Raw genomic sequence first — 6514 nt, forward strand, 5'->3', positions numbered from 1 at the left:
TCCTGTCAATAATTAAGTTCGTTGAACCAATCGCTTTATCGTATTGGTTATTTTTTGATTACACTTAGCGTAAAATATTACTTTGGATTCACTGCTTGAATTTGAGTTTTAATCTTTTGCATAAACTCAGGTATATTTGCCTGTCGATCCGCTTCTACTTTTTGGGCAATAGCAGATTGACTCATCGAATCGTTCCACTCTTTCATTTTAGGTACTTGTGCAAGTACATCCCAGTCAAGTTGGCTAGAGCCAAAAGCACTGACAATGGTGTTAACGTAATAAACGTAAATATCAGCCATTGTAAATTGCTCACCCGCAATACAAGGAGAAAACTTACATAATCTACTTAAGGCAATAACGCCACGGCTTAATACTTGGCGTACTTCAACTTTTAGTGATTCAGGGGCTTCAGTGCCTGAAAATACATAAGGTATTAATCGTCTACTTGGCAATTCAAAATAAAGTTCAGCTACTTTCATTATTTGGCGAACAACAGCGCGTTCTCCGGCATTTTCTGGGTATAACGCATTTTCAGGATAAGTTTCTTCAATAAAGTCACAAATAACACTCGACTCTGAAATATTAAGTCCTTCAGATGTAGTAATAGCCGGGACTTTACCGACCGGACTGATGGCCAATAAGTCATCGTTACCACTATAAATTAGGTGTTCTTTAAATGAGAGTTCTTTATACAAAAGTACATGTTTTACTAAGTTGTAATAGTTACTCGCGGCGAAGCCGTGCAAAGTAATCATAAATCAGTTCCCATTATTAATGTGAAGGTACTTTTTAATTGCATCAAAAATGCAAATTAAAATCTCAGTCGTTAAGCTAAATACATTATTACTTGTTTTAATTTGGTTATATATAAAAGAAAATGCGAATCACTTTTGCCTTTAAGACAATAATAAAGGCATTCGCAAATTTACTTAATGGAGAGAAGAGTTGGATCAACTTCGGGCAATACGATATTTTAATAAAGTAGTAGAAACAGGAAGTTTTACTAAAGCTGCAAACGTTTTTAATGTACCGCCATCTTCTTTATCAAGGCGAGTTGCAGATTTAGAAAAAAGTTTAGGTGCAACGCTTTTAAAGCGATCGACCCGTATTGTGAAGCTGACTGAAGTAGGCCAGATTTATTATAACGACATGCAGCAAATACTAAATCAGTTAGAGCAAAGCAATGAAACTGTTCGTAGTTACCAAACTACCCCAATGGGACGTCTACGTATTAGTTCGATGGTGGGTTTTGGCGAAAAAATCCTACTTCCTTTACTTGATGAGTTCAGCCAGCTGTACCCAGAAATTATATTAGATGTTAGTTTAAGTGATGAGTTATCAACACTTGGACGTGATGATGTTGATATTGCTATTCGTGGCGGTTACGCCCCAAATGAGCGAGTACTTGCAATAAGGCTTATGGACAATGGATTCATTCCCGTCGCTTCACCCCGTTATTTAGAAAAATACGGTGTGCCGATGAACGCGATGGAGTTGCAGCATCATAAGGGTCTTTATTTTAAAGCTCCATTAGGGCCAACGCCTTGGTTGTGCAATATGAATGGTCAATGGCATGATGTTTCAGGGCCTGCTGTCGCTATTTCAAACAATGGACCTTGGCTTGCAAAAAAGGCGTGCAACGGTGAAGGTATTTTAATGTCTACCCGATGGGCGTTAGCTTCATATCTAGAGTCAGGAAAGTTGCAAGAGCTTACGTTTGAACATGAACTTACCATAACGCAAAGCGCCGAAATGGCCGTATACTTGTTATATCAAAAACAACGCTACTTAGTACCAAAGGTAAAAGCGGCTGTGGATTTTTTAGTACAAAAAATAAAAGTAACAAATGAAAGTTAATAAAGTGAGTAATCTCAGGGCGCTATATTTATTCTTAGGCACTTAAACTGTGTAATTACCCTTTTTAGGAGAAAATCCTATTATTTTAAATTGATTGTTTTTAACCTGCGACCTATTCGTTCACTATTATCTAATGGATGAAATGAAAATAACCCGGCAACAAAGGGTAAATTATTAACTTAAAAATTAAATTAAATTGCCATCGTTTTGCTTGCTTAATTAGAGTGGCTGTCTAATTTATTGAGTTTGACAGGCTGTCATAATAAGCAAGTTACTGTAAAAATTTTAACCGAAAACGGCGAGCGAATATCAGTAACTGCGAAAAACTACTCGCATAAAACTTAAACTACTCAATAAAAAGTTAAAACTGAATCATGCAGCCATTTCATGTGTGTAATTTAGGTTTAATAGGGCTAATGACTTATTTAATGGATTAAATGAGAATCTAGGCAAGTTTAGGGCTTCTATTTAATTTAGTGGTTAAATATGAAGCGCGACAATTAGTCTGACAGAGAGGGTTAAGAATCATCTACTGGGTGCATTACACTCTCTATTGGCCTCATTTGATTATTATCAAAATTATCAAATAGTTCAGACTTATCAAGAGTATCTGAAACTAAATTAAGCATAGATATTGCTCTAGGTTTTGCAGGTAAAATTCCTGTAACTCCATTAATTATAATTGCTTTTATTGAGTGGATGTTATTCTTTAACGCATAATAAAAACGCGTGTGACCTTCTATGATAACAAATTCACTTCCAACTTTTTCAATAATTGGTGGAGTTATAATCGAATTAACCCCCAAGCTTGTTTTAAAAGTTGCTGGAGAGAAAAGTGCAATGTTAGCTTTTTTGAATATACTTGCCAACAAAGCCACTTGGGCCAACTTATATTCCTTAACGTGCAAATCTAACGTCATTAACTTATCGCTTAATGACACTGATTCCAATGTAAATGTTGAGTTCTTGTACTGTGAAATTTCTTTTAATTTTTCAAATACTTGTTCCGGGGGAATTGATTCTATAGTTATATTTACATTCTTATTATTTTCAAAAATATCAGCTTCAATTTGATTGTTAAGTGCATTCAGTATTGGGGAATCATATGATCTATTTGAATACACTCTTATTTTTTCCTCTGAATATTGATAGTCCCTTCCAACAACACCATCTGCGGTACTAATTGCTGCGATTGCTCGTTCGTTAAAACGGTCTAACAGTACACCTTCAAATGGGATCTCTTCATTAGAAAATAAACCTGCACCAATATCTTTAAGTAGTCTTTGCCTATATATTTCATCTTTATCATCTGGTTTCGCGGGTTTAAGCAGTATGTTGACATTAACACCGCGATCTAAAGCAAAAACAACTGAAGGGAATACAAAATAAAGCCAATAGCTATTTGAGGAAACAATTAAAACCTCATCAGTTGCTTCATTTAGATACTCAACAATTAGAAGAAGCTTTTCATCAAACCCTTTATAAATTATATTCTCCGACCGATTTCTAACTGCTATTCTTTCATCTCGGACAAATTCCTTTACACTGTCAAACCCTGATTTTATTAACCAATTTTTTGCTTCTAGATCGACTCTGTCAAAATCAGTAGCCTTATATTCTCCTGTAGGAATATTGACAGCATAAGTGTTATTTTGCATTTGGAGCTGTATCTCAGTCCCCCCATTAATGACTGTTGAAACTAAACTTTCTATAAAACCCGTTAAGCTAGTTATTTCTGAATTGGTGGTATCTTGTAATCTGAAGCAAAGGATTCGTGATGATTTTTTCTGCATTTCAGGGGTAGAAAAAACCCATGAAGGAACATTACTAATCATACCTCCATCAACTAATAGTGACGTTCCATCAGAAACAGGTTGAAAGTATAGAGGGATAGAACTTGAACAACGGACAGCAAATGCAACGCTTTCATTTGGAGTTTCTTCTTTGCTCCATAATCGAGGTTTACCTGCTGCAATATCCGATGCAACGATATAAAGAGGAATTGTTAAATCTGAAAACCTCACTGGTGGCCTTATACCTAGCTGCTCACATAAAATCCTATCTAGCCAAGTTTGAATTTCAATTGAAGAATACTTACCTGAATTTTTCCATATATCAACCAATTCACCTGGGAGCCCATTAATAGGCTTAGTAAGATGCCTCCACAATGATTTCGAACCAAAAGCGTTATCTTTGGTCAACGTAGTTTTCATAAAATCATTAAAATCTTTTTTTTCTAATTGATTTAAAATAAATTCAGGCGTTGCTCCACTTGCTACTAGAGCAGCAACAATGGAGCCTGCCGATGTACCGGCCACTCGACCAAAATTAATTCCAGATGAGACAGCTGCTTTATAAGCCCCAGCTAAAGCAGCACCTCTTACACCTCCTCCTTCAAAAACCCCCCAACAATGATTAAAAAAATGTGTTTTCGGGAGATATTCAAGGCCTGCTTCTTTCAATATTTGAGTGAAAATATGGTTAGCTTTTTCTTTGTATTTAGAAGGACAATAATTATTGATACCTTCGAATATAGTTTCCACATCATAAGGAGAAATACATACCTGATGAATAAACTTTTTTACATCACTATGGAGCTCAAATGAACACTTAGCAGAATACATAACAGCTCTGGCGACTTGAACCGTTGGGAAAGGAACTCTGGATGACTTAAACGAAATTGTTCCCTTATCTATTGCATCAATAAAGCCAGACTCGAGTACTTTTGCTTTCTGATGTAACTGGCTAGGATAAAAAATAATAGAGTTTATTGAAAATACAGTTGTCGATGGCAGTACAGTAAGGCTTGATTCCAATGAAAGTGAATTTATTAAATATGTATTTTTAATATCCCAAATATCCAACGATGAGATGGTTGTTTTTGCAACATATCCTCCAAACATTGTTTTTTTATTATCTTTCGACAAAATAGACTCTAAAGATATTCCTTTAGGTAAATCAACAACGATATCAATATCTCTAGGGCTTAATTCAACATTTCTAGTGCATGATAAGTACTGGTCTCTTACCCAGCCACCAAATATTACAGCGGGTATTGAAGCTTCTTTTAATTTTGTGAATACAGATGAAAGCATCGGGTCATTATTCAAAAAATCATCAAACTTTTTTTGAATAGCATCCACAACCGTCGAATCATCAAGCTCATTAAGCAAGAAGATATCTTTATTATTTAGATCTATATATTCCACATTAGAAAAGACTGACAAGTTAATTCACACCATAAATTATGTAGCTAGACAAGATAATGTTATCAGCCTTTATGTAAATAAACACGCAACTATTGTCAGGATTAAAAAAAATGGTCAGATACACATTAATTTTAGAGTAAATGGCAACTGTATTGCCTTTTTCATAATATAGAAAAACTGCAAAACACGATGCGTTAAGAAGGGGAAGCCCTTTTTAACCTAAAAAAAGCCACTCAAACCCCCGTAATTCCTTTCAAAACGGCAATTAAAACAACACCAAACTCCCACTTTATATTCTGCATAAAATACTGTAATAGATTGAATCAAAATAGGAACTCAGCTATGGTTTGTTTATCAATAAAAACAAATAAAAAACGCGTTAATCTACAGATTCGTTAGGTTTTTAAGTATGGAGTCAACTTTGGAATTATCAGATGTTTTTGGAGCTTTAGGGATTGTTGTTAGTGTTTTATTTGGAGCATGGGGAATCTATTTAGCTCTCAAAAGTGCAAAGAATAAAGCCTCACTATCATTTGTGTATGAACAAGTTATTGGCCTATTTGATGATGTAACAAGTAAAATTCCCAATTTATCGATAACTTATAAAGAAAACCAAATAGACAGTAAAGTGATCCTTATCAACGGTTATCTAGCAAATGATGGTGGAAAAGATATTTCGCCGTCTATGATAGAAAAGAAACTTACAGCAATATTACCAGATAATTGGAAGTGGCTGGAGTGTAAAGTTTTATCAAAACCTAATGATTTAAATATAACTTCAAATGTAGTGTCAGAGAACGAACTTTGTTTTGATTTTGGACTTTTTAGAAAGGGGGAGTCCTTTTCATTTCAGGCATTATTTTCAATTGACGGTGATATAAATGATAAGAAAACTAAAGCTTTAATCGATAATATTTCATGGAATCACCGAATAGCTGATTTAGGAAAGGTAAAATTTATAGATTTACCATATGCAAAAAAAACACTTCGTGGATACATTCTGCCAGTGGCAATTAGTTTAGCATATATGGGATTTAGCTTTTATATGCTTTTAAGTGGTATGTTTGAACGTCCCATAATAAATTATATGGCACCGATAAACGGCGAATATGTTGAAGTTAAATTCAAGCCTGAATTAGATGGTAATGCTGAATTAGAGGTTATTGAAACAGAGCATATAGAGACGGTTAATTTAGAGAAGTATTTTAAGACAACTAAAATATATCCTAAGATATCGGTACCTAAAGGTAGTGTTTATGCTAAATACATTCTGTTTAGTTTAATGTTTTTAAGTTCATTTCTGATGCTCTATGTTGCTTTTGAAAAAGATATTAAGAAAAGGAGTATTCGTAAACTAATCACTGCTTCAAATAAAACCTAATCGGGTAGCCGGAGGTCTCTAACCTCCAGCCCCCACACCAGCCATTTGTAGTGGTCAACTAATTTTG

Annotated in this window: 4 protein-coding genes; 2 read left to right on the plus strand and 2 right to left on the minus strand. The window is 34.7% G+C overall.

Features of this window, described 5'->3' with window-relative positions:
* Nucleotides 1-77: 77 nt before the first annotated feature.
* A complete protein-coding gene (locus DC53_RS06810; protein WP_007375605.1) occupies nt 78-755 on the minus strand; it encodes a glutathione S-transferase family protein in 678 nt (225 codons plus the stop codon).
* 190 nt (nt 756-945) lie between these two features.
* On the opposite strand from DC53_RS06810, the gene DC53_RS06805 reads away from it, so the two are divergent.
* A complete protein-coding gene (locus tag DC53_RS06805; RefSeq protein ID WP_033030750.1) occupies nt 946-1857 on the plus strand; it encodes a LysR family transcriptional regulator in 912 nt (303 codons plus the stop codon).
* Nucleotides 1858-2375: 518 nt separating this feature from the next.
* Here the strand turns inward: DC53_RS06805 and DC53_RS06800 are convergent.
* The gene (locus DC53_RS06800; protein ID WP_081824572.1) at nt 2376-5084 is read right to left on the minus strand and encodes a patatin-like phospholipase family protein; all 2709 of its coding nucleotides are present in this window, start codon (nt 5082-5084) and stop codon (nt 2376-2378) included.
* 403 nt (nt 5085-5487) lie between these two features.
* Here DC53_RS06800 and DC53_RS06795 point away from each other — a divergent pair, with 403 nt between their 5' ends.
* The gene (locus tag DC53_RS06795) at nt 5488-6447 is read left to right on the plus strand and encodes a hypothetical protein (protein ID WP_131649242.1); all 960 of its coding nucleotides are present in this window, start codon (nt 5488-5490) and stop codon (nt 6445-6447) included.
* Nucleotides 6448-6514 lie beyond the last annotated feature (67 nt).

This window comes from Pseudoalteromonas fuliginea (assembly GCF_000690055.1).
In the GTDB taxonomy this organism is placed as follows: Bacteria; Pseudomonadota; Gammaproteobacteria; order Enterobacterales; family Alteromonadaceae; genus Pseudoalteromonas; species Pseudoalteromonas fuliginea.

What these genes read in the sequence shown, in the direction of transcription:
- DC53_RS06810 (WP_007375605.1), bottom strand. Translation starts at nt 755, where the DNA reads ATGATTACTTTGCACGGCTTCGCCGCGAGTAACTATTACAACTTAGTA.